The organism is Kitasatospora sp. SolWspMP-SS2h (genome assembly GCF_003259315.1).
Classification (GTDB): domain Bacteria; phylum Actinomycetota; class Actinomycetes; order Streptomycetales; family Streptomycetaceae; genus Kitasatospora; species Kitasatospora fiedleri.
On sequence record NZ_QLLT01000004.1, the window covers coordinates 1 to 20,222 of the forward strand.

Annotated in this window: 15 protein-coding genes; 6 read left to right on the plus strand and 9 right to left on the minus strand. The window is 74.7% G+C overall.

Annotation, left to right across the window (positions count from 1 at the left end):
• Positions 1-252: 252 nt before the first annotated feature.
• A complete protein-coding gene (locus K353_RS05950) occupies positions 253-825 on the minus strand; it encodes a TetR/AcrR family transcriptional regulator (RefSeq protein WP_111552528.1) in 573 nt (190 codons plus the stop codon).
• 83 nt (positions 826-908) lie between these two features.
• Here K353_RS05950 and K353_RS05955 point away from each other — a divergent pair, with 83 nt between their 5' ends.
• Both K353_RS05955 and K353_RS35285 read left to right on the plus strand, forming a co-directional pair.
• On the plus strand, positions 909-1,787 hold the full coding sequence (locus K353_RS05955) for an SDR family oxidoreductase (protein WP_111552529.1): 879 nt from the start codon (positions 909-911) through the stop codon (positions 1,785-1,787).
• 242 nt (positions 1,788-2,029) lie between these two features.
• Positions 2,030-2,218 (plus strand): hypothetical protein, encoded by a 189-nt coding sequence (locus K353_RS35285; RefSeq protein WP_233533402.1) that lies wholly within the window; start codon positions 2,030-2,032, stop codon positions 2,216-2,218.
• 496 nt (positions 2,219-2,714) lie between these two features.
• Here the strand turns inward: K353_RS35285 and K353_RS05965 are convergent, their stop codons facing one another.
• The gene (locus K353_RS05965) at positions 2,715-3,053 is read right to left on the minus strand and encodes a hypothetical protein (RefSeq protein ID WP_146616405.1); all 339 of its coding nucleotides are present in this window, start codon (positions 3,051-3,053) and stop codon (positions 2,715-2,717) included.
• Positions 3,054-3,557: 504 nt separating this feature from the next.
• Here K353_RS05965 and K353_RS05970 point away from each other — a divergent pair.
• The gene (locus K353_RS05970) at positions 3,558-4,802 is read left to right on the plus strand and encodes a S53 family peptidase (protein ID WP_111552531.1); all 1,245 of its coding nucleotides are present in this window, start codon (positions 3,558-3,560) and stop codon (positions 4,800-4,802) included.
• 76 nt (positions 4,803-4,878) lie between these two features.
• Here K353_RS05970 and K353_RS05975 read toward each other — a convergent pair whose 3' ends face one another.
• Positions 4,879-5,802 carry an NAD(P)H-binding protein gene (locus K353_RS05975; protein ID WP_111552532.1) on the minus strand — a complete coding sequence of 308 codons (924 nt, stop codon included), beginning with the start codon at positions 5,800-5,802 and terminating at the stop codon, positions 4,879-4,881.
• An 86-nt stretch (positions 5,803-5,888) separates the two neighbouring features.
• Between K353_RS05975 and K353_RS05980 the strand changes: the two genes are divergently transcribed.
• Positions 5,889-6,605, plus strand: coding sequence for a TetR/AcrR family transcriptional regulator (locus K353_RS05980; protein ID WP_111552533.1), 717 nt, complete (start codon positions 5,889-5,891; stop codon positions 6,603-6,605).
• A 318-nt stretch (positions 6,606-6,923) separates the two neighbouring features.
• A complete protein-coding gene (locus K353_RS05985) occupies positions 6,924-7,691 on the plus strand; it encodes an NPP1 family protein (protein ID WP_111552534.1) in 768 nt (255 codons plus the stop codon).
• A 138-nt stretch (positions 7,692-7,829) separates the two neighbouring features.
• Here K353_RS05985 and K353_RS05990 read toward each other — a convergent pair whose 3' ends face one another.
• On the minus strand, positions 7,830-11,318 hold the full coding sequence (locus K353_RS05990) for a discoidin domain-containing protein (RefSeq protein ID WP_199528007.1): 3,489 nt from the start codon (positions 11,316-11,318) through the stop codon (positions 7,830-7,832).
• Between the two features lie 49 nt (positions 11,319-11,367).
• Positions 11,368-13,140: a discoidin domain-containing protein gene (locus tag K353_RS37130; RefSeq protein ID WP_199528008.1), complete on the minus strand. Its 1,773-nt coding sequence runs from the start codon at positions 13,138-13,140 to the stop codon at positions 11,368-11,370.
• Between the two features lie 376 nt (positions 13,141-13,516).
• On the opposite strand from K353_RS37130, the gene K353_RS06000 reads away from it, so the two are divergent.
• Positions 13,517-14,935, plus strand: coding sequence for an MFS transporter (locus K353_RS06000; RefSeq protein ID WP_111552536.1), 1,419 nt, complete (start codon positions 13,517-13,519; stop codon positions 14,933-14,935).
• Between the two features lie 71 nt (positions 14,936-15,006).
• On the opposite strand, the gene K353_RS06005 is transcribed toward K353_RS06000, so the two are convergent.
• The 4 genes from K353_RS06005 to K353_RS06020 all read right to left on the minus strand — a co-directional run bounded on the left by K353_RS06005 (position 15,007) and on the right by K353_RS06020 (position 19,968).
• A complete protein-coding gene (locus K353_RS06005; RefSeq protein WP_111552537.1) occupies positions 15,007-17,115 on the minus strand; it encodes a cellulose binding domain-containing protein in 2,109 nt (702 codons plus the stop codon).
• Between the two features lie 360 nt (positions 17,116-17,475).
• Positions 17,476-18,078, minus strand: coding sequence for an RNA 2',3'-cyclic phosphodiesterase (thpR, locus tag K353_RS06010; RefSeq protein WP_111552538.1), 603 nt, complete (start codon positions 18,076-18,078; stop codon positions 17,476-17,478).
• A 48-nt stretch (positions 18,079-18,126) separates the two neighbouring features.
• The gene (locus K353_RS06015) at positions 18,127-18,978 is read right to left on the minus strand and encodes a fumarylacetoacetate hydrolase family protein (protein ID WP_111552539.1); all 852 of its coding nucleotides are present in this window, start codon (positions 18,976-18,978) and stop codon (positions 18,127-18,129) included.
• Between the two features lie 330 nt (positions 18,979-19,308).
• Positions 19,309-19,968 (minus strand): hypothetical protein, encoded by a 660-nt coding sequence (locus K353_RS06020; protein ID WP_233533403.1) that lies wholly within the window; start codon positions 19,966-19,968, stop codon positions 19,309-19,311.
• Positions 19,969-20,222: the final 254 nt, after the last annotated feature.

Sequence of the window (20,222 nt, forward strand, 5' to 3'; positions counted from 1 at the left end):
CCGCCCCCGGCCGCGGCGCCCGCCCGTCCCCGTGCAGCTTCCACCCGAACCCGACCTTCATCCCGTTCCCTGTTCCACTCGACCGGACCGCCCTGGAGCGGGCCCCGTGACCACATGCTGACGCACCATGATCCCCCGCCCGCGGAACCGTCCGGGTCGGCGGGCGCCGCGTCGACCGGGTCGTCGAGGAGGCGGGCGGGCGAGGGCGACGGCGCTGCCGGGGTCCGTGCCGCCCGCCGGGGCAGCCGGGGGCTACCGCAGGTCGGTGACGGCCGAGCGCAGTTCCTCGAACGCCGCCCGCAGGTGGGGGGCGAGTTCCTCGTCGTCCCGTTCGGGGTTCCATCGCTGGTAGCCCGTGGTGAAGGCGAGCACGCCGATCTCGGCCGCTATCCGCGCCGCCGGCCGGGGCACCCGCCGCCGCCCGAGTGCTTCGGCCATCGCGGCGGCGAGGCCGGCGTGCTTCTGCTCCAGGCCCTCCTGGAGCTCCCGGTTCGCCTCGACCGCCGCCCGCATCAGCGGGCTGATCTCGCGGTTGAAGGGCGTCATCGCGGCGGCGGCGCGTTCCAGCCCGGCCCACACGGCCTCCAGCGGGGTGGCCGAGGGCGGGGCGGCCCCGATGCCGTCGGCCAGCAGGCGGCCGAGCGTCTCCCGGCCCGCGGTGAGGACGTCCCGCTTGTCGCCGAAGTAGCGGTGGAAGGTGCTGCGGGTCAGGCCCGCCCGCTCGGCGATCTGGGAGACGGTGGTGGCGTCGTAGCCCTGCTCCGCGAACAGCCGCAGTGCTTCGGCTACCAGGCGCTGCCGGGCGTCGGGCTTCCATCGTGGCATGCCGCCATCGTACGTGATGCGACAGGTGACGCATCGCGTGTACATTGATGAGACACCTGTTGCATCGCTCTGGGGAGACTCCCATGCACGTGTTCATCACCGGCGGGACGGGCCTGATCGGATCCGCCGTCCTCGCCGAACTCCGCTCCGCGGGCCACCGCGTCACCGCGCTCGCGCGCTCCGACGCCTCGGCCGCGAAGGCCCGGGCGGCCGGGGCCGACACCCTGCGCGGCAGCCTCACCGACCTGGACGTCCTGCGCGAGGGCGCCCGGCAGGCCGACGGCGTGATCAGCCTCGCCTTCGGCAACGACTTCAGCGCGCCGGACGCGTTCGTCCGGGCGATGGCCGAGGAGGCCGCCGCCGTCGACGCGCTGGGAGAGGCCCTGGTGGGCACGGACCGCCCGCTGGTCGTGGTCTCGGGCACCCCCGCCGTGCCGGGCCGGCCCGCCACCGAACAGGACGCCCTGCCCGAGGGCCCGGTCGCCGAGCGCAGCCGCACCGTGGCCCGCGCGCTCGCGCTCGCGTCCCGGGGCGTGCGCAGCTCCGCGGTGCGCATGCCGCGCACCGTGCACGACAACGGCGCCGGCGGCTTCGCCGGACTGCTCACCGAGGCCGCCCGGCGCACCGGCGTCGCGGGCTACCCGGGCGACGGCGAGCAGCGCTGGCCCGCCGTCCACGCGCGCGACGCCGCCGTGCTGTTCCGCCTCGCCCTGGAGCAGTCCCCGGCCGGGGGCGTCTACCACGCGGTCGCCGACGAGGGCGACAAGGTCCGCGACATCGCCGCGGTCATCGGCCGCCGCCTCGACCTCCCGGTCCGGCCCGTCCCGCAGGAGGACTTCGGCCTCCTCGGCCCGATCTTCGCCACCGACCAGCCCGCCACCAGCACCCGCACCCGCGCCGCCCTCGGCTGGACGCCCACCCACCCGAGCCTGCTGGAAGACCTGGAGCACATCGCCCCCTGACCCCGGCCCCGCCCCGCCCGCCTGCCGTCGCCCGTCCCGCGTGCTGCTCCGCCCGGACGGTTGGACCGTACTGCGGTAGGCGCCCTCGCGGGCGGCCGGTGCGCCGGCGCCCTGCGGGGGCTTCTGGGTCGACCCTGTTCTCTCGTGACCGGGTGGGAGATCCGTCGTAGCCTGCTGCCCGCAGACCGTGCGGGAAGGGAAGTGGGCTACGGACGTGGGACTCGCTTTCAGCGGACGGCCTCGTGAGTAGGCGTCGCTACGTGGCCAGAGGTGTTCCTGGCGGATACCGCGTCTGGGACAACCGGGGGCGCCGGTGGTGGGGTGATCTCTACGAGCTCTGCCCCGACGATCTCACTGCCGAACTGAACGGTGGGGCCGATCCGGAGAGGCTCACCGTTCTTCTCAAGCGGTACAGGGCCCAGAAGCGGTAGTACGGATGTCGTGCCAAGAGGGCGAAGAGGGCGAAGAGGGCCAAGAGGGCGAGGAGGCCCCGGGCCGGGGCGCCGAGCAGGCCGTCCGCGCGCGAGTCGGCGCGTCGTGACGCCGACCATCGCCCAGCGGATCGACGGCGAAGTGCGGGCGGGTGGTCCGGAGGCCGCCGAGGCCGAGGCGGCACCGAGTTCATCGCGCGGTTCGACGAGGCGTACCGTCGGCTCACCGTGGACGACGGCGGCGCCGCCTCGGACGCGGCGCTGGGGCTGCGGCGGCGGTCCGTCCTCGCGGAGCGCAAGGGGCGGTGGCGCCGCAGGCCGGTCGAGATCCCCTAGGGGAGCGACCCGGGCGGGCACGACTGAGCGGGCGCGATGACCCGCGTGCGACGGCCCCCGCCGACTCCGTTGCGACGAGGGCGACTTGGGCGGTGGTGGTCCGGTTGCCCGGCTGCCGCCCTACGGCCCGCCCCGGACGCCGGGGCGGCACCGGGTCGGGTCAGGGGCGGCGGAGCTTGCGGAAGATCAGCCAGATCACCAGGGCGATCACCGCGATCACGATGACGGCCACCAGCAGGAAGCCGATCAGGCCGCCCTTGGACTTCTTCTTTTTCTTCGCCTTGCTCTTGGCCAACTGGGTGGCGTGCTGGGCCCGTTGGCCGGTCGGGGCCTGGGTCTGGGTCTGGGTGCCGGTCGCCGGTGCGGCGGCGGGTGCCTGCTGGGCGGCGGCCGTGACCGCGGTGGTGCGCGGTGCGGCGGACGCCGTGCCGGTGGCCAGGGTGGCGCCGCCGCCCGCCAGCGCCAGGGCGAGCAGCACTCCTGCCAGACGTGTTCTCATCTGCCAACCTCGTTCCCGTCCGGCCCCCGTGGCCTGCGACCGGTTCACTGTGGCAGGTGTCGGGCGCGCCGCGACAGGGGAGGGGCGCGGCCTGTTCCCGGACTGTGACGGTGTCACCGCCCGGTCCGGCGACGGTCACGGCCGGGTTCCCGGGGGTGGGGGGCGGCAGGGGGGGCGAGAGGGGGGGGGAGGGGCGGGAGGGGGGGAGGGGACGGCCGGAGGCGGAAGCGGAGGCAAACCCTCCCCAGGCGAAGGGGCGGCGACTGGCCAAGCGTCAGGCCCGTTGGGTAAAGCTGCGGTTCGGATCGTCCCGGGCCGCTTGTTGGGCATGAGCATGCCCGCCTACTGTCGAACGCCAGTCCGGTGTTGCACGGACTCCCCGGCTCGACGGCGGCCCCGAATCCCGCCGTCAGGCCCGGCCCGGCCACGCGGGCGGACACCATCCGCCGGTGCGGCCCGGCCTGCACCGCTTCCGGTCTACCCCAGCCAAGGAGGCACCTCCGCATGCGCACTTCCGCCGCAGCCCGCCGTACGGCCCTCGCCGTCGCGGGCACCGCCGCCCTCCTCCTCTCCGCCTTCACGGCCGCCGCCCCGGCGGGCGCGGCGGCCGACCCCCAGGTGTACGGCAAGGACGGCACGTCCTGGGTCAAGGCGTGCGACACCCTCGCCCACGGCGACACCGTGGCCTGTCACGCGCTGCGCGTGACCAGCACGGTGGAGGGCGTCCGGCAGCTCGGCGTCACCCCGAACGCCACCCCGTCCGGGCTCGGGCCGAGCGACCTGCTGAGCGCCTACAAGCTGCCCGCCAACGGCGGCGCCGGGACGACCATCGCGATCGTGGACGCGTACAACGACCCGAACGCCGAGTCGGACATGGCCGTCTACCGCTCCCAGTACGGACTGCCTGCCTGCACCAAGGCCAGCGGGTGCTTCAAGCAGGTCAACCAGACCGGCGGCAGCAGCCTGCCGGCGAACAACTCCGGCTGGGCGGGCGAGATATCGCTCGACCTCGACATGGTCTCCGCGATCGCCCCCAACGCCCACATCGTCCTGGTCGAGGCGAGCAGCGCGACCATGGCCAACCTCGGCACCTCGGTGAACACCGCGGTGAGCCTGGGCGCCAAGTTCGTCTCCAACAGCTACGGCGGCTCGGAGTCCTCCGCCGACACCTCGTACGACTCCTCGTACTTCAACCACCCGGGCGTCGCCATCACCGTCTCCTCCGGGGACTCCGCCTACGGCGCCCAGTACCCGGCCGCCTCCAAGTACGTGACCGCGGTCGGCGGCACCGCCCTCAAGCGGGACTCCAGCGCCCGCGGCTGGTCGGAGAGCGTCTGGCTGACCAACTCCACCGAGGGCACCGGCTCCGGCTGCTCCAAGTACGACGCGAAGCCGACCTGGCAGAAGGACACCGGCTGCACCAAGCGCACCATCGCCGACGTCTCGGCCGTCGCCGACCCCGCCACCGGCGTCGCCGTCTACCAGACCTACGGCGGCAGCGGCTGGGCCGTCTACGGCGGCACCAGCGCCGCGGCCCCGATCATCGCCGGCGTCTACGCCCTGGGCGGCAACCCCTCCAGCGGCTCCAGCCCGGCGTCCTTCCCCTACGCCCACACCTCCGCGCTCTTCGACGTGACCTCCGGCTCGAACGGCTCCTGCTCGCCCGCCTACCTCTGCAAGGCCGGCGCCGGGTACGACGGCCCGACCGGCCTCGGCACCCCCAACGGCACCACGGCCTTCAAGGGCTGACGCCGCACCGGCACGAACGGCTCCGACCGGAGGCCGCCACCTCGCGAGCCGGGGTGGCGGCCTCCGCCGTGTCGGGTCAGGCGTCGTCGGCGAGCAGGTCGCGGACGGTGCGGGGCTCGCGGGCGAGGAGGGCGGACAGCAGCGGGTCGGTGCCCGCGAAGCGGCCCTGGGCGGCGGCCTGGTAGATGCCGAGGGTGAAGCGGGCCATGAACTCCGGCGTGCCCGAGGCCACTTGGGTGGCCACCCACTCCTCGGGATCGACGGCGACGCAGCGGACCGGACGGCCGGACAGCTCGGCGGCGAGGTCGGCCACCTGGTGGAAGGTGGGCGCCGCGGCGGCGGTGAGGGTGACCGGGCCGTCGTACCCGCGAGCGGCCGGGCCGCCGTGCCCGGCGGTGGTCGGATCGCCGTGCCCGGCGGCGGCCGGACCGCCGTACCCGGCGAGGGCGGCGAGGATGACCGCAGCGGCCTCGGCGGCGTCCTCGCGGGCGGTCCAGGAGACCGGGCCGTCGGCGGGGACGGTGAGGGTGCCGGTCTCGCGCCAGGGCCCGGCCAGGTGGGTGAGGCTGTGGGCGTAGAAGCCGTTGCGCAGGGCGGTCCAGGCGAGGCCGGAGTCGGCGAGCAGCCCCTCGGTCGCGGCGTGGTCGCGGGCGGGCTTGAAGGCGCTGTCGGGGTGGGCGCCCTGGTGGCTGGTGTAGAGGACGCGGCCGACGCCGGCCGCGACGGCGGCGTCGATCGCGGTGCGGTGCAGGGCGACGGCGTCCGCGCCCGGGTCGTTGGCGGAGACCAGCAGCAGGTGGTCGGCGCCCTCGAAGGCGCGGGGCAGCGAGGCCGGGTCGGCGTAGTCGCCGTGGCGCACCCGCACGCCGAGGTCGGCGAACCGCCGGGCCCGGGCGGGTTCGCGCACGGCGACGGCGATCTCCGCGGCCGGGACGCGGGCCAGCAGGTGGTCGACGGTGGCGCCGTTGAGCGCGCCGGTGGCTCCGGTGATGACGATCATGGTCCACTCCACGTGTTATCGATGTTTCACTTTCGACGTTAGCACTGGAAATTCATCGATAACAAACGTGAGATACCATTGGAAACGTGAACGATGCCGGTCCCCGCCCCCCGCAGACCTCGCGCGACGCCGTCCGCGCCCGGCTGGTCGAGGTCGCCGCCCGACTGCTCGCCGCCGACGGCCCCGACGCGGTCACCACCCGCTCGGTGGCGCTCGCCGCGGGCGTCCAGGCCCCCACCATCTACCGCCTCTTCGGCGACAAGGACGGCCTGCTGGACGCCGTCGCCGAGCACGGCTTCGCCACCTACATGGCGCGCAAACCGCCGGTCGACGCGGACGAGGACCCGGTGCGCGGACTGCGCGCCGGCTGGGACCTGCACATCGGCTTCGGCCTGGTCAACCCGGCCCTGTTCCGGCTGATGCACACCACGGCGCCGAGCCCGGACGGGCGGTCCGCCGCCGAGGCCGGGCTGCGGATCCTGCGGCAGCGGGTGGGCCGGGTCGCCCGGGCCGGGCGGCTGCGCGTCCCCGAACGGCGCGCCGTCGACCTGATCCGGGCGGCCGGCACCGGGGTCGTCCTCACCCTGATCGACCAGCCCGAGGAGAGCCGCGACACCACCCTGGCCGACCTGGCCTGGGAGGCGGTCCGCAGCACGGTCCTGGTCGACCCCCAGGAACTCGCCCTCTCCGTCCCGGCCACGGCCGCCGTCACCCTGCGCGCCGCGCTGCCCGGCCTGGAGGTGTTCACCCCGCACGAGAGCGCGCTGTTCGGCGACTGGCTGGAGCGCGTCGCCGAAGCCTGAGGGCGCGACGCCGGAGTCCGGGGGCGCGGCACCGGAGTCCGGGGGGCGGCGCCCGAGCCCGCCGGCGCGCCGACGCCCCGCTTCGACCGGCGTTCCCTGCCCGGCCGCCCCTCGTGCACCACCCCTCGTGCACCGCTCCGTACCCCCGCCCCCCGCGCGTCGGCGCGCCCGCTGCGGGGGTCGTCCGACGCCCCGGTCCGCGCCTTGACGGTCATGGGTGCCCGCTCTAGATTCGCCGTGCCCGCACCGGAGTTGACGGCCCGTCGGCCGCCCGGAGCGGTGGACCGCACCGCACGTGACGGCTGACGAGGAGCCACCATGCGCAAGCCGAGTTCTCCGGCCAGGGCCCTGCTCGGCCTGGCCGCCGCGACGGCGCTCGTCGTGGCGCTGCCGACCCCCGCCGGGGCGAACGTGCTGACCCGGCTGCCGCAGAACGCCCCGGGGCTGGACCAGACCTTCTCCCCGGCGTACGACTACGACAAGGACGGCTGCTACGCCACGGCCGCGATCGGCGCCGACGGCACGATCAACCCGGGGCTGAAGCTCGGCGGCGACGTCAACGGCCACTGCCGCGACTACGCCCAGCTCGCCGACTCCAACACCTACTCGCGCACCAGGTGCAACAACGGCTGGTGCGCGCTGATGTACGCCAGCTACTTCGAGAAGGACCAGGCCACCCTGGGCCCGGCGGCGATCGGGCACCGGCACGACTGGGAGCACGTGCTGGTGTGGGTGCACGACGACCAGGTCCAGTACGTGTCGGTCTCCCAGCACAGCGGCTACCAGGTCGCCGCCCGCTCGGCGATCCGCTTCGACGGCACCCACCCGAAGATCGTCTACCACAAGGACGGCGCCTCCACCCACGACTTCCGGTTCGCCAACGCCAACGACGAGCCGGCCGAGAACGCCACCGGCACCTGGTTCTACCCGCGCCTGGTCGGCTGGGACGGCTACCCGGCCGGCTACCGCGACAAGCTGCTGGCGGCCGACTTCGGCGCGGCCACCATCAAGATCGGCGACGGGGACTTCGCGTACGCGCTGGCGCACGCGATGCCCGCGGGCATCCCGTTCGACCCCGACGCCTGACGCCTGACACCCGACGCCTGACGCCCGACGCCCGACGCCTGACGCCCGACACCAGGGCGGTCGGAGAAGCGGAGAAGGCGAGGGCCGGAGGCGCCCCGAGGAGGGCGCCCCCGGCCGGGGGACGGGAGGGGGACGGGGTCAGTCCATCGCGTTGGCGACGACGGTGGTCGGGTTGGCGAGGGTGGCGGTCAGCGGCAGGTTGCGCGAGCTGTCACCGACCAGGATCTGGTAACTGCCCGCCGTGGCGGTCCAGTTGCTGCTCGTGGTGTCCCAGTGCGCCAGGTCGTGCGCCGTCACGGTGAAGGTGACGGTGCCGGACGCGCCGGGGTTCAGGGTGATCCGCTGGAAGCCCTTGAGCTGGTGCGGGGGCTCGCCGACGGAGGCCGGGGCGCCGACGTACAGCTGGGCGACCTCCGTTCCGGCCCGGCTGCCGGTGTTGGTGACGGTCGCGGTGACCGTCGCCCGGCCGTTGGTCAGCGGTCCCACCTGGAGGTTGCCGAACGCGAAGCCGGTGTACGACAGGCCGTGGCCGAACGGGAACAGCGGGGTGAGGTTGTTGGTGTCGTACCAGCGGTACCCGATCTTCAGGCCCTCCGAGTACTGCACGGTGCCGCCGGTGCCCGGCCACTGCGCGGGGGTGTTCGCCGGGACCTGGGAGAGCGAGGCGGGGAAGGTGATCGGCAGGTGCCCGGACGGGTTGACGTCGCCGAACAGCAGCGCCGCGATCGCCTCGCCGAACTCCTGGCCCTGGTAGAAGCCCTCGAACACGCCCGCGACCTGGTTCAGCCAGGGCATCATGATCGCGGAGTTGTTGCTGAGCACCACGACGGTGTTCGGGTTGGCCGCGGCCACCGCCGAGATCAGCGCGTCCTGGTTGCCGGGCAGGGTGAGCGTGGTGGTGTCGGCGGTCTCGTGGCCGTAGTTGTCGGCCGCGAAGACGATCGCCACGTTCGAGGACCTGGCGAGCGCGACCGCGGCGGCCTGGTCGGTGCCGTCGTTGTAGGCGACGGTGGTGTTCGTCCCCGCGGTGCGCTGCTGGATGCCGTACAGCGGGGTGTAGGTGCCGGAGCTGGTGGCGTTGCCGCTGCCGCCGCCCGAGGTGAGCGTGCCGGGCCCGGCCTGGGTGCCGATGATCGCGAGCGAGCGGCCGCCGTTGGCGTCGAGCGGCAGCAGGCCGTTGTTCTTCAGCAGGACGGTGCCCTCCTCGGCGCCGCGCAGCGCGACCGCCCGGTGCGCCGGGGTGGCGACGATGGCGGTCTTGGAGCCGCTGGGCGCCTTGTCGAACAGGCCGAAGCGGAACATCTGGGTCAGCACCCGGGAGACCATGGTGTCGAAGGTCGCCTGGGTGACCTGGCCGTTGGCGACGGCCTGCAGCAGCGCGGTGGCGAAGAAGCCGCTGAACGGCATCTCGACCGTCTCGCCCGCGTTGGCCGAGGGCACGGTGGAGTGGATGCCGCCCCAGTCCGAGGTGATGAAGCCCTGGAAGCCGGCCTGCTGGTACATCGCGACGTTCTCCAGCGCCGGGTTCTGGCACGAGTACTCGCCGTTGACCATGCTGTACCCGCACATCAGCGCCGCCGCGCCGCCCTTCTCGATCGCGGTCTGGAAGGCCGGCAGGTAGATCTCCTGGAGGGCGCGGGTGTCGACGATCTCGTTGCCGGGCGCCGAGGGCTGCTCGACGTTGTACGCGGCCACGTGCTTGACCTCGGCCATCACGCCCTGGCTCTGCATGCCCTGGACGTCGGCGCTGGCGATCTGCCCGCTCAGGTACGGGTCCTCGCCGAAGGTCTCGTAGGCCCGTCCCCAGCGCGGGTCGCGCACCATGTTGACGGTCGGGCCGAGCGAGACGTGCACGCCCTTGCCGGCGAACTCCTGGCCGACCGCCACGCCGAACTCGTGCACGTAGTCGGTGTCGAAGGTGGCCGCGGACACCTCGCCGTCCGGGAACTGGGTGACGCCGCCGAGCCCGTCGCCGACGCCGCTCGGCCCGTCCTCGAAGTTGACGTCCGGGATGCACAGGGCGGGCTGCCCGGCGATCTGCCCGATGTACACCTCCGAGCCGTCGCCGTACAGCATCCGGTCCTTCTGCTCCTGGGTCATCGCGCCCATCAGCTGGGCGACCCGGGTGGCGACCGGCACGTCCGGCCGGTTGACCCACGGGCAGCTGCCCGGTGCGGGCTTCGGCGGCGGCGGGGGGATGGTGACGGTCTGGTTGCCGACCGTGCGGACGGCCAGCTCCCAGAGCGAGAAGCCGTACCCGGTGGCCCGGGTGGTGGCGTACAGCCGCAGGTAGCGGCCGGTGCCGGAGGCGTTCACGGTCTGGGTGCCGCCGGTGCCCGTCGTGGTGGACCAGACGGTCGTCCAGGTGGCGTTGTCGGGGGAGAGGTCGATCCGGAACCCGCTGGCGTACGCGTTCTCCCACTGGAGCACCACCTGGCACACCGGCAGGTTCCCGCCGAGGTCCACCACGATCCACTGCGGCTCCCCGACCTCGCTCGACCAGCGGGTCAGGGTGCTGCCGTCGGTCGCGTAGAACGCGTCGTACGCCGGGTTGCCGTCCTGCACCGAGGACCCGGTGGCCGGGTGCCCGAGCGCCGCGTTGACGGTGCCGCAGCCGCCGCCCCCGCCGGACTGGGAGGGGGACGGGGACGGGGACGGCGAGGGGCTGGTGCTGCCGCCGCTGCCGCCGGTGAAGACCTGGAACTCCCAGAGCGAGTAGCCGTACTGGGTGGCCCGGGCGGTGCCGTACACCCGCACGTACCGGCCGGTGGCGGCGAGGTCCACGGTCTGGGTGCCGCCGGTGCCGGTGGTGGTGGACCAGGCGGTGGACCAGTTCGTGCCGTCGGTCGAGGTCTGGAGCTGGAACGCCGTGGCGTACGCGGCCTCCCAGCTCAGCACGGCCCGGCAGAGCGTCAGCGCGGAGCCGAGGTCGACCTGGAGCCACTGCGGGTCGGCCGCGGCGCTGGACCAGCGGGTGCCCGCGTCGCCGTCCACGGCCGCGGCGGCCGGGAAGGCGTCGCTCTGCTGCGAGGAGGCGGTCACCGGCCGGTTCTGCGCGGCGTTCTGGGTGCCGCAGACGGCCCCGCCCCCGCCGCTCCCGGCCGTCCCGTAGACCTGGAACTCCCAGAGCGAGTAGCCGTACTGGGTGGTGCGAGCGGTCCCGTACACCCGGACGTAGCGGGCGGTGCCGGTGACGTTGAGGGTTTCGGTGCCGCCGGTGCCGGTGGTGGTGGAGTAGGCGGTGGTCCAGGTCGCGCCGTTGGTCGAGAGCTGGAGCTGGTACGCCTTGGCGGCGGCGGCCTCCCACTGGAGGACGACCTGGCTGACGGTCTGGACGGCTCCCAGGTCGACCTGGAGCCACTGGGGGTCGGCGGCGGCGCTGGACCAGCGGGTGCCGGTGTTGCCGTCGACGGCGGCGGAGGCGGGCGTCCCGGCGTTCTCGGTGGACGAGGCCGTCGCGGGCTTGTTCTGCGAGAGCAGGGTCGGGGCGGCCTGCGCGGCGGGCGCGCCGGAGACCAGCAGGGTGGTGAGCAGGGCCAGGACGGCGAGTGCCGCCGTCCACAGCGTTCTGACGGTGGGTCGGGGCACCGGGGTGAAGCCCGGTGGGCGTGCTGCGCGTGCGTTCACGGTTCTCCTCGCGGACGGCGGTCGAAGGGGCGGACGGGCGGGGCCGGGCTCAGTAGCCGACCGCGACCTCCAGCCACTGCGGGTTCGCGTGCGAGATGTAGGAGGACTGGCTCGCGTAGTCGTCGTACGGGAAGCCGTACGCCAGCGAGTCGATCGCCCGGTCGTGCCAGAACTTGGCGTAGTAGTTGGCCGGGCCCGCCGCGTAGTACTTGCTCGGGTCGGACCACTGGCTCTGCGGCAGCGTGGCGACGTGCCGGTTGAGCGCCGCGCACATGCCCGGGTCGCCGGCCAGGGTGCCCGCGCAGCCGAAGATGTTCGAGGTGGACTCGTTCACGCCGACCGAATTCGCGTACGCCGTGAAGTAGTTGGCGTTCACGCCGCCGGTGCGGAAGCTCGGGTCGCTGCCCGGCGCGATGATCCGGTACGGGGCCTCGGTCTGCGCCAGCACCTTGAACTCCTGCGGAACGGCGTTCGCGAAGTCCTGGAACAGCTGGGTGCGGCTCTCGTTGAACACCGACTGCGCGTCACCGACCTGCACGTCGTAGCCGTCGGTGGTGTGCAGCCGCATCGCCAGCGGCAGGGCCCAGGCGTCGACCCGGGTGGTGTTGCCGTTGAACACGTTCGCGCCGACGGTGAACTCGATGAAGTCGGCGTACCGGCTGGTCGGCGAACCGAGGTAGAAGTACATCCGGCCGGAGGAGTTGGCGGGCATGTCGAGGTAGGGCTGCTCGGCGATCGAGTGGGTCTGCCCGTTGAAGCTCCAGTAGACCTGGCTGTCCGGGTAGGCGCCGTTGGTGCGGTTCAGCACCTTGACCGTCAGCACGTTCGAGGCCGGCGGGATGGCGCTGGTGTCGCCCCAGAACGGGTCGGTGCCGGAGGTCGGGCTCGGGCTGGGCGAGGAGCCCGTCCCGGTGGTGAAGACCTGGAACTCCCAGAGCGAGTAGCCGTACTGGGTGGTGCGGGCGGTGCCGTACACCCGGACGTAGCGGGCGGAGCCGGTGAGGTTCACGGTCTCGGTGCCGCCGGTGCCGGTGGTGGTGGAGTAGGCGGTGGTCCAGGTCGCGCCGTCGGTGGACAGCTGGATCTGGTACGCCTTGGCGGCGGCGGTCTCCCACTGGAGGACGGCCCGGCAGACGGTCTGGACGGCCCCCAGGTCGACCTGGAGCCACTGGGGGTCGGCGGCGGCGCTGGACCAGCGGGTGCCGGTGTTGCCGTCGACGGCGGCGGAGGCGGGCGTCCCGGCGTTCTCGGTGGACGAAGCGGTGGCGGGCCGGTTCTGCGCCGCGTTCTGGGTGCCGCAGGTGCCGGGCGCGGAGGAGCCGCCGTAGACCTGGAACTCCCAGAGCGAGTAGCCGTACTGGGTGGTGCGGGCGGTGCCGTACATCCGGACGTAGCGGGCGGTGCCGGTGACGTTGAGGGTTTCGGTGCCGCCGGTGCCGGTGGTGGTGGAGTAGGCGGTGGTCCAGGTCGAGCCGTTGGTCGAGAGCTGGATCTGGTACGCCTTGGCGGCGGCGGCCTCCCACTGGAGGACGACCTGGCTGACCGCCTGGACGGAGCCCAGGTCGACCTGGAGCCACTGGGGGTCGGCGGCGGCGCTGGACCAGCGGGTGCCGGTGTTGCCGTCGACGGCGGCGGAGGCGGGCGTCCCGGCGTTCTCGGTGCTGGAGGCGGTCGCGGGCTTGTTCTGCGAGAGCAGGGTCCCGGCGGCCTGGGCGGTCGGCGCCGGGGCCAGGGCGAGCAGCAGGCTCGCCAGCAGGGCGGCGACGGCGAGGAGGGCGCACAGCGGCGTCCTCCAGTGCAGGTGGGGGCGTGGCGCGAGCATCTGACGGCTCCTCGGGTGCGCGTGCAGGTGGGGGAGTGGGATGTGCGGGCGCGCAGCGAGAGAGAGGGGGAGCGCTGAGAGCGCTCTCTCGCCCCAGCAGTGTGCGGAGCTGGGAGAATGCATGTCAAGCGGGAGAGCGCTCTCCCATTGTGGCGCTCGGGGACGCCCTGAAACCGGCACGTCGGAGGGGTCGGCCGGGCGCGCCGGAACGCGGGATTCCGCCCCGCGCGGAGGGCCGGGGCGGGGCGCGGCTAGGGTGCGTGGGGGCACCGGCCGGTCCGCTTCTGAGGGGCGCCCCCGCTCGGTGCGTTTCGCCCGTTCCGCCTGTCCCGTTCCGCCCGTCCCGTCCGTCCCGTCCCCGGAGGCCCGCCTTCCCATGGAGTCCAGCCCGGAGTCCCGTGTCCCCGCGCAGGCCCCGCCGGGCGTCCGTCCGGCGGACCGCTCGGAGCCCCGGCCGCCCGGCGCGGCGGTCCGCCGGCACCGCCGGGCCCTGCAACTCTGCTTCGGGATACCCGGGTTGGCGCTCGCCACCTGGGTCACCCGCACCCCCGACGTCCGGGACCGGCTGCACGCCTCCACCGCCGAGATGGGCCTGGTGCTCTTCGGGATGTCGATCGGCTCGATGCTCGGCATCCTGGCGGCCGGCGCCCTGGTGGCCCGGTTCTCCACCCGGCCCGTCATCATCACCGGCATGGGCCTGGTGCTGGCCAGTTCGGGCACCACCGCCCTGGGCGCGGCCCTCTCCTCGGCCCCGCTGGTGGCCTTCGGCCTGCTGCTGATCGGCGCGGGCGTCGGCCTCTCGGAAGTCGCCAGCAACGTCGACGGCGCCGACGTGGAACGCGCGTACGGCCGCCCCGTCCTGCCCGCCCTGCACGGCTGCTACAGCCTCGGGACCCTGATCGGCGCCGCCCTCGGCGCGGGCGGCGCCGCGATCGGCCTGCCCGTCCCCTGGCACCTGGCCGCCGTCCTGCTGGTGACCGCCGTGCTGTTCGCCCGCGCCCTGCCGGGCCTGCGCCCCGGCCTCGGCCGCGCCACCGGCGCCGGTGCCGGTGCCGGCGCCAGCGCCAGTGCCAGCGCCAGTGCCAGCGCCGGTACCGCCGGAGGTGCCGCCACCGGTCCCGACGCGCCGGTTCCCGGCCGCGCCCCGGCTGCGGTGGCGGCGGTGGCGGCGGACCGGCGGCCCTACCTCGACCCGCGGCTGCTGCTGATCGGCGGCGTGGTGTTCGCGATGACACTGGCCGAAGGCTCCGCCACCGACTGGCTGCCGCTGCTGATGGTCGACGGCCACGACATGCCGGCCGGCCTCGGCTCGCTGGTCTACGCCGGGTTCGCCGCCACCATGGCCGCCGGCCGCTTCGCGGGCGGGCCCGTGGTCGCCCGCCTCGGCCGTCCCCTGGTGCTCGGCGGCGGCGCGCTCCTCACCGCCGCGGGCATCGCGCTGGTCTCGCTCGTCGACTCCCCGGCCGCGGCGGGCTGCGCCGTCCTGCTCTGGGGCCTGGGCACCGCCCTCGGCTTCCCGCTCGCGCTCTCGGCCGCCGGGGAGTCCGGCCCCGACACCACCGCCCGGATCGCCCTCACCTCCCGGATCGGCTACGTCGCCCTGCTCGCGGGCCCCCCGACGCTCGGCTTCCTCGGCGAGCACCACGGGCTGCGGGCCGCGATGCTCCCGGTCCTGCTCCTGGCCCTCGCCGCCGCCGCCCTCTCCCCGTCCACCGCGACCCGGACCCCGGCCCCGTCTCCGGCCCCAGTTCCATCCCCGGTTCCGGCCCCGGCCCCGGTCGGCGACGAGACCTGAGCGCCCGGCGACGACGCCCGACCGGCCGGGAGCGGGGCTCCCGGCCGGTGGGGCGACCCGGGTGCGGAGGGTCAGCCGGTGGTACGGCAGACCGTGCCGTTCAGCCGGAACACCGTCGGGGACGGGTTGGCGCCGTTGTTGCCGCCGACGAAGCCGAACTCGGCGGAGGTGCCGCCGTTCGGCGCCAGGTGGGCGTTGTCCCGGCCGTTGGTGACCCGGACGTGCTGCCCGGTGGCGGCGATGTCCGCGTTCCACCAGGAGCCGACGGACTGTCCGGCGGAGGGCCAGTCGAAGTCCAGCGTCCAGCCGTTCAGGTCCGCCGGGCCGGTGTTGCTCACCACGACGTCGGCCACGAAGCCGTTGCCCCAGCCGCTGGTCACCCGGTACGAGACGGTGCAGGTGCTGTCGCCCGGGGTGCCGGTGGTGAAGGTCAGCGGGGCGGAGGGCCGGGAGAGGCGCCCGGCCTGGTCGCGGGCCAGCACGTTGACGGTGTGCCGGGAGCCCGGCGGCAGGTTGCGCAGGGTGGTGGAGGTGCCGGTCGAGGAGCCGATCAACTGGACGGTGGTGCCCAGCTGTTCGTAGACCTCGTAGCGGTCCGCCGCGCCGGTGGCGGCCGGCCAGGAGAGCGTCGCGGTGGTGGCGTCCACCGCGGTGGCGCGCGGCGCGCCGGGGGTGCCGACGGTGGCGGCCGACGAGCCGGTGCCGGGCTTGGCGTGCACGGTCAGCACGGTGATCGAGTACGGGGCCAGGGTCGCCGAGGCGGCGGTGGCGGTGCCGGCGGCGTCCACCAGGCCCGGGTCGCCGGGCGCCCAGCGCTGCACGGCGGGGGCGGCGGTGCCGGGGGTGAAGCCGAGGTAGCGCAGGTCCACGGTGTGGCTGGTGGACGGGCTCTTGTTCAGCAGCAGCACGCCGAGGTCGCCGTTGGCCCGCAGCACCGCGTGCGAGGAGACGTCGGGGCCGGAGGCGCCGGAGGCCAGCAGGGTGTCGCCGGGGTCGCCGAGCGCGCCCACCGCCTTGATGCCGTGGTACGGCGCGAACGGGGTGTTCACGGCCGGTTCGCAGACGCTGCCGGTGCAACTGCCGTTCGACAGCAGGCCCATGTCGCCGTAGTCGGTCTCCCCGTTGACGGTGGTGATCGGGCCCGCGCCGTTGTGGGTGTCCCACCAGTCGACGCTGAACACGCCGTTCTCCAGCGCGGTGCTGACCGCCTCCGCCGCGAACAGGCCGTTCGGGCGGCTGGTGAGGGCGCCGTTGCCGGAGTCGGAGTTCACCTCGGTCATCGCGATGCCGATCCGCGCCGAGTCCGCGCCCGCGTACCGGTCCAGCAGGCCGCGCACCTCGCGCAGTTCGCCGGGCAGTTGCCGCACGGCGGCCAGCGCCTGCTCGCCGCCGCCGGCGTTCGGGTACCAGTGGACGCTGACGAAGTCCACGTCGTGCGCGACGGCGGCCAGCACGGTGTGGTTCCAGTCGCCGCTGTCGCCGGCCGCGACGATGCCGTCCGGCCAGTTGCCGGGCATGGTCAGCACCGCGCCGATCTTCACCGCCGGGTCGACGGCCTTCATGGCCGCGGCGTACGCCTTGACCTCCTGGGCGTACTGGTCCGGCGTCTTGTCGGCGTGGGTGTCGTTCTCCCAACCGCTGCCGTAGACGCCGTTGCCGTAGATCTCGTTGCCGATCTCCCAGTACTTCGCCCCGTAGCCCTTGGTGACGTTGGCGTACCGGACCCAGTCCGCCGCCTCCTGGGGGGTGCCCGAGCCGTAGTTGGCGATCAGGATCGGCTGCGCGCCGGTCGCCCGCACCGTCCCCATGAACGCGTCGAACCCGGTGCCCGGGGCGACGTAGCCGCCCGGCGCGGTGTGGTCGGCCCAGTGGTAGATGTCCGCGTACGAGCCGCCCGGGTAGCGCAGCGCGCCGATCCCGGCGTCCCGGTAGAGCGAGGCCACCTGGGGGTCGTTCATGGCGGAGTCCCAGATGGCGGTGTTGACGCCGAGCGCGGCCGGGTCGACGGTGCCCAGGCCCGCGTTCGCGTTCACCGTGACCGTGGTGTCGCCGACGGGGGCGGGGTCGGCGGCCGCGGCGGGGGCGGACAGCGGCAGCGCCGCCGCGAGCACGGCCAGGACGGCCGGGGCCGCCGCGGCGAGCGGGCGGCGGGGCCCGGCTGATCTCCTGCGGAACAGCATGGGGGTCGTTCCTCCCGGGTGGGGCGCCGGCCCGGGGCCGCGCCACGGCGGCCCCGGGCCCGGACGGGGGCGGGGGATGTGAGGGCGGTGCGGCGTACGGTGCCGCGCGGCGGTCGTCGGTGCGTGCGCCGACCGCCTTGGGAGCGCTCCCATGGTGGGAAGGCGGGTCGGGGCTGTCAATCCCGCGCCCGCGTCCCCGGCCGTCCGCGCAGCTCCGGGGGCCGCCGGGGCGGGTGAAACGTTCGCGGGGGCCGGGCGGCGGGGTTCCGGGCGGCGGCCGCGGGGTTCCGGGCGGCGGGGTCTCGGACAATCGGGTCTCAGGCGGTCGGGTCTCGGGCGGCGGGGCCGGGCGGTGCGGCCTCAGGGGGTGCGGTCAGGACGGTCGGCGGTGGCGAAGGGCCAGGACTCGATGTCGCGGTAGTGGATCGGGCCCGGGCCGCGGGCGGTGTTGCTGCCGACCAGGTGCAGACGCGCCGTCCACCAGCTCCGGCCGGTGAACCCGGCGAGGACGGCGGCGCCCGCCGGGACACCGGTGGCGTCGTCGCGCCGGGCCCGGGCCAGCGTCAGGTGCGGGTGCAGCGGGCGCTCCCGGAAGCCGATGCCCCGGGCGCGCACCAGGCCCCGGACCTCCTCGGCCAGCCGGTGCAGCCCCGCCAGGTCCCCGTCGACGCCGCTCCACAGCAGCCGCCCGTCGAAGTGGCCCCCGCCGCGCAGCCCCAGCCGCAGCGCGGGCCGCCCGACGGCGGCGCCGGACAGCGCGGAACGCAGCAACGGGACGGCGCTGGACGGGAGTTCGCCGAGGAAGGCCAGCGTGATGTGCCAGTCCTCGATCCGGTTCCAGCGCAGCCCGGGGTGCGCCTCGTAGGCGGGGCGCAGCGCCCGGGCCAGCTCGTCCTTGGCCTCGTCGGGCGGGGCGAGCGCCACGAAAGCGCGCAGGGCCGGGGGCTCGGAAGGATCGTCCACCAGGGATTTCTAGCACCCCGGCCCCCCGCCCCGCCGACCGTCGGCCCGTCAGGCGTCGGCGAGGGTCTGGCGCTGGGTGCCGAGGCCGTCGACGGACAGCTCGACCACGTCGCCCGCCCGCAGGTACGGCTTGTCGGGGCGGCCGAGGGCGACGCCGGCCGGCGTGCCGGTGTTGATCACGTCGCCGGGGTTGAGCACCATGTACTGGCTCAAGTACCAGACCAGGTACGGCACATCGAAGATCATCCGCGCGGTGCTGCCGTCCTGCCGCGACTCGCCGTTGACGCTCAGCCGCAGGCCGAGCGCCTGCGGGTCGGGCACCTCGTCCGGGGTCACCAGCCAGGGGCCGAGCGGGTTGAAGGTCTCGCAGGACTTGCCGAGGTCCCACTGCGGGGAGAAGTCGAGCTGGAACTCCCGCTCCGAGACGTCGTTGCTGACCGCGTACCCGGCGACGCACGCGGCGGCCCCGGCCGGGTCGGCGAGGTAGCGGGCCCGCTGCCCGATCACCACCGCCAGCTCCACCTCGTAGTCCGTCCGGGTCGAGCCGCGCGGCACCAGCACCTCGTCGTCCGGGCCGACGATCGTCGCCGGGTCCTTCATGAACACCACCGGCCGCGCCGGGACCGCCGCCCCGGTCTCCTCCGCGTGGTCCCGGTAGTTGAGCCCGACGCAGACCACCTTCCCGGGCCGGGCGACCGGCGCCCCCCGCCGCACCCCGGCACTCGCCACCACCGGCAGCGACCCCGCCGCGAGCGCCGCCCGCACCCGCTCGACCCCGCCCCCCGCGAGGAACGCCCCGTCGATGTCACCGGTCAGCCCGGCCAGCGAGTACGCGGTGCCGTCGGCGTCTAGGACGGCCGGCACCTCTTCACCGGGCGCGCCGATGCGCAGCAGCTTCATGGGGAACGGACTCCTCTGCGGACGGGGACGGGATGCCTGACGACCTTAGGTTTCCGGCCCGGGCCACGACAAGGAGCCCGCCCTCCCCGCCCTCCCGGCGGACGCCGGGGGCGACCGGCGCGCACGTCCGGCCGGACGGTGAACTCGGCCACGGGCGAAGAGCGGGCAACTCCGTTCTTCGGCAAGGCGCGTGGACTGGTGGAACATCCTGGACCCGGTGCCGATGGCCTACCGGGTCGGTCCGGCGGGTCGGTGTGCTCGGTGTGCTCGGTGTGCTCGGTGTGCTCGGTGTTCTCAGCGTTCTCGGCGTTCTCGACGTTGTCGGCGTTCTCAGTGTTCGAGGTCGGCGCGCATCCGGACGAACCGTGCGGCGGCGTCCGCCGGTGAGGTGGCGGGGAACAGCGCGACGGCGGCGGTGGAGGCGTCCGCCCAGCCGCACAGGGCGTCGGCGCCGAGCGGGAAGCACTCCAGGTTGCCGCCGAGCGGACCGGCCGGGTAGGCGACGGAGGTGCCGGGGCTGCCGGTGGAGCCCTCGCCGAGCGCGTGGTCGATCAGGCCGCGCCACAGGTGCTCGCGGCGCTTGCTCGGGTCCTCGGGCACGTTGTCGACCCCGGCGAACAGCACCGCACGGCCGGAACCGCCCTTCGCCTGACGGTAGTTGGCCTCCACCAGGGTCATCCCCTCGCGCATCTCGCCCGGGTCGACCGGCACGTCGCTCAGCTGCGCGTCCCCGGTGGCCCGGGCCAGCCCGCCCGCCGTGGCGGCCTCGGTCAGAGCACGCTTGCCGCCCGCCCCGGACGCGGAGGCCGAGGCGGAAGCGGATACCGACGCGGACGCGGAGGCCGAAGCCGACGCGGAGGCCGACGTGGGCGCGGGCGGGGCGGCGTCGGCGTCCGGGCCCTCCGGGTCGCAGGCGGCGAGGGTGAGCGTCGCGGCCAGTGCCGCGGTGGCGAGCAGGGTGCGGGCGGCGAGCGGCCGGCGTCTGGTCATGGCGGGTTCCTCCCGGGTGCGTGGTGGCGGAGCGGCCGACCGGACGGGGCGGCTGCACCCCGCGCGGCGGTACGGGGCAGGACGCTACGGCCGTCCGTCGGGCCGCCGGGGCGAAGACGCGGATTCCGGACCGCATCGGGACCGGACGGTGACACGTCGGCAGACCGCCAGACCGGTCGTAGAGGAGGGGCGGGGACGCCCCGGTGCCGGGCCGCCGAGCCGCCTGGTCGCCGGGTGGAAAACCGTTTGGCCGA

What these genes read in the sequence shown, in the direction of transcription:
- K353_RS05950 (WP_111552528.1), bottom strand. Translation starts at nt 825, where the DNA reads ATGCCACGATGGAAGCCCGACGCCCGGCAGCGCCTGGTAGCCGAAGCA.
- K353_RS05955 (WP_111552529.1), top strand. Translation starts at nt 909, where the DNA reads ATGCACGTGTTCATCACCGGCGGGACGGGCCTGATCGGATCCGCCGTC.
- K353_RS05965 (WP_146616405.1), bottom strand. Translation starts at nt 3,053, where the DNA reads ATGAGAACACGTCTGGCAGGAGTGCTGCTCGCCCTGGCGCTGGCGGGC.
- K353_RS05970 (WP_111552531.1), top strand. Translation starts at nt 3,558, where the DNA reads ATGCGCACTTCCGCCGCAGCCCGCCGTACGGCCCTCGCCGTCGCGGGC.
- K353_RS05975 (WP_111552532.1), bottom strand. Translation starts at nt 5,802, where the DNA reads ATGATCGTCATCACCGGAGCCACCGGCGCGCTCAACGGCGCCACCGTC.
- K353_RS05985 (WP_111552534.1), top strand. Translation starts at nt 6,924, where the DNA reads ATGCGCAAGCCGAGTTCTCCGGCCAGGGCCCTGCTCGGCCTGGCCGCC.
- K353_RS37130 (WP_199528008.1), bottom strand. Translation starts at nt 13,140, where the DNA reads ATGCTCGCGCCACGCCCCCACCTGCACTGGAGGACGCCGCTGTGCGCC.
- K353_RS06000 (WP_111552536.1), top strand. Translation starts at nt 13,517, where the DNA reads ATGGAGTCCAGCCCGGAGTCCCGTGTCCCCGCGCAGGCCCCGCCGGGC.
- K353_RS06005 (WP_111552537.1), bottom strand. Translation starts at nt 17,115, where the DNA reads ATGCTGTTCCGCAGGAGATCAGCCGGGCCCCGCCGCCCGCTCGCCGCG.
- K353_RS06015 (WP_111552539.1), bottom strand. Translation starts at nt 18,978, where the DNA reads ATGAAGCTGCTGCGCATCGGCGCGCCCGGTGAAGAGGTGCCGGCCGTC.
- K353_RS06020 (WP_233533403.1), bottom strand. Translation starts at nt 19,968, where the DNA reads ATGACCAGACGCCGGCCGCTCGCCGCCCGCACCCTGCTCGCCACCGCG.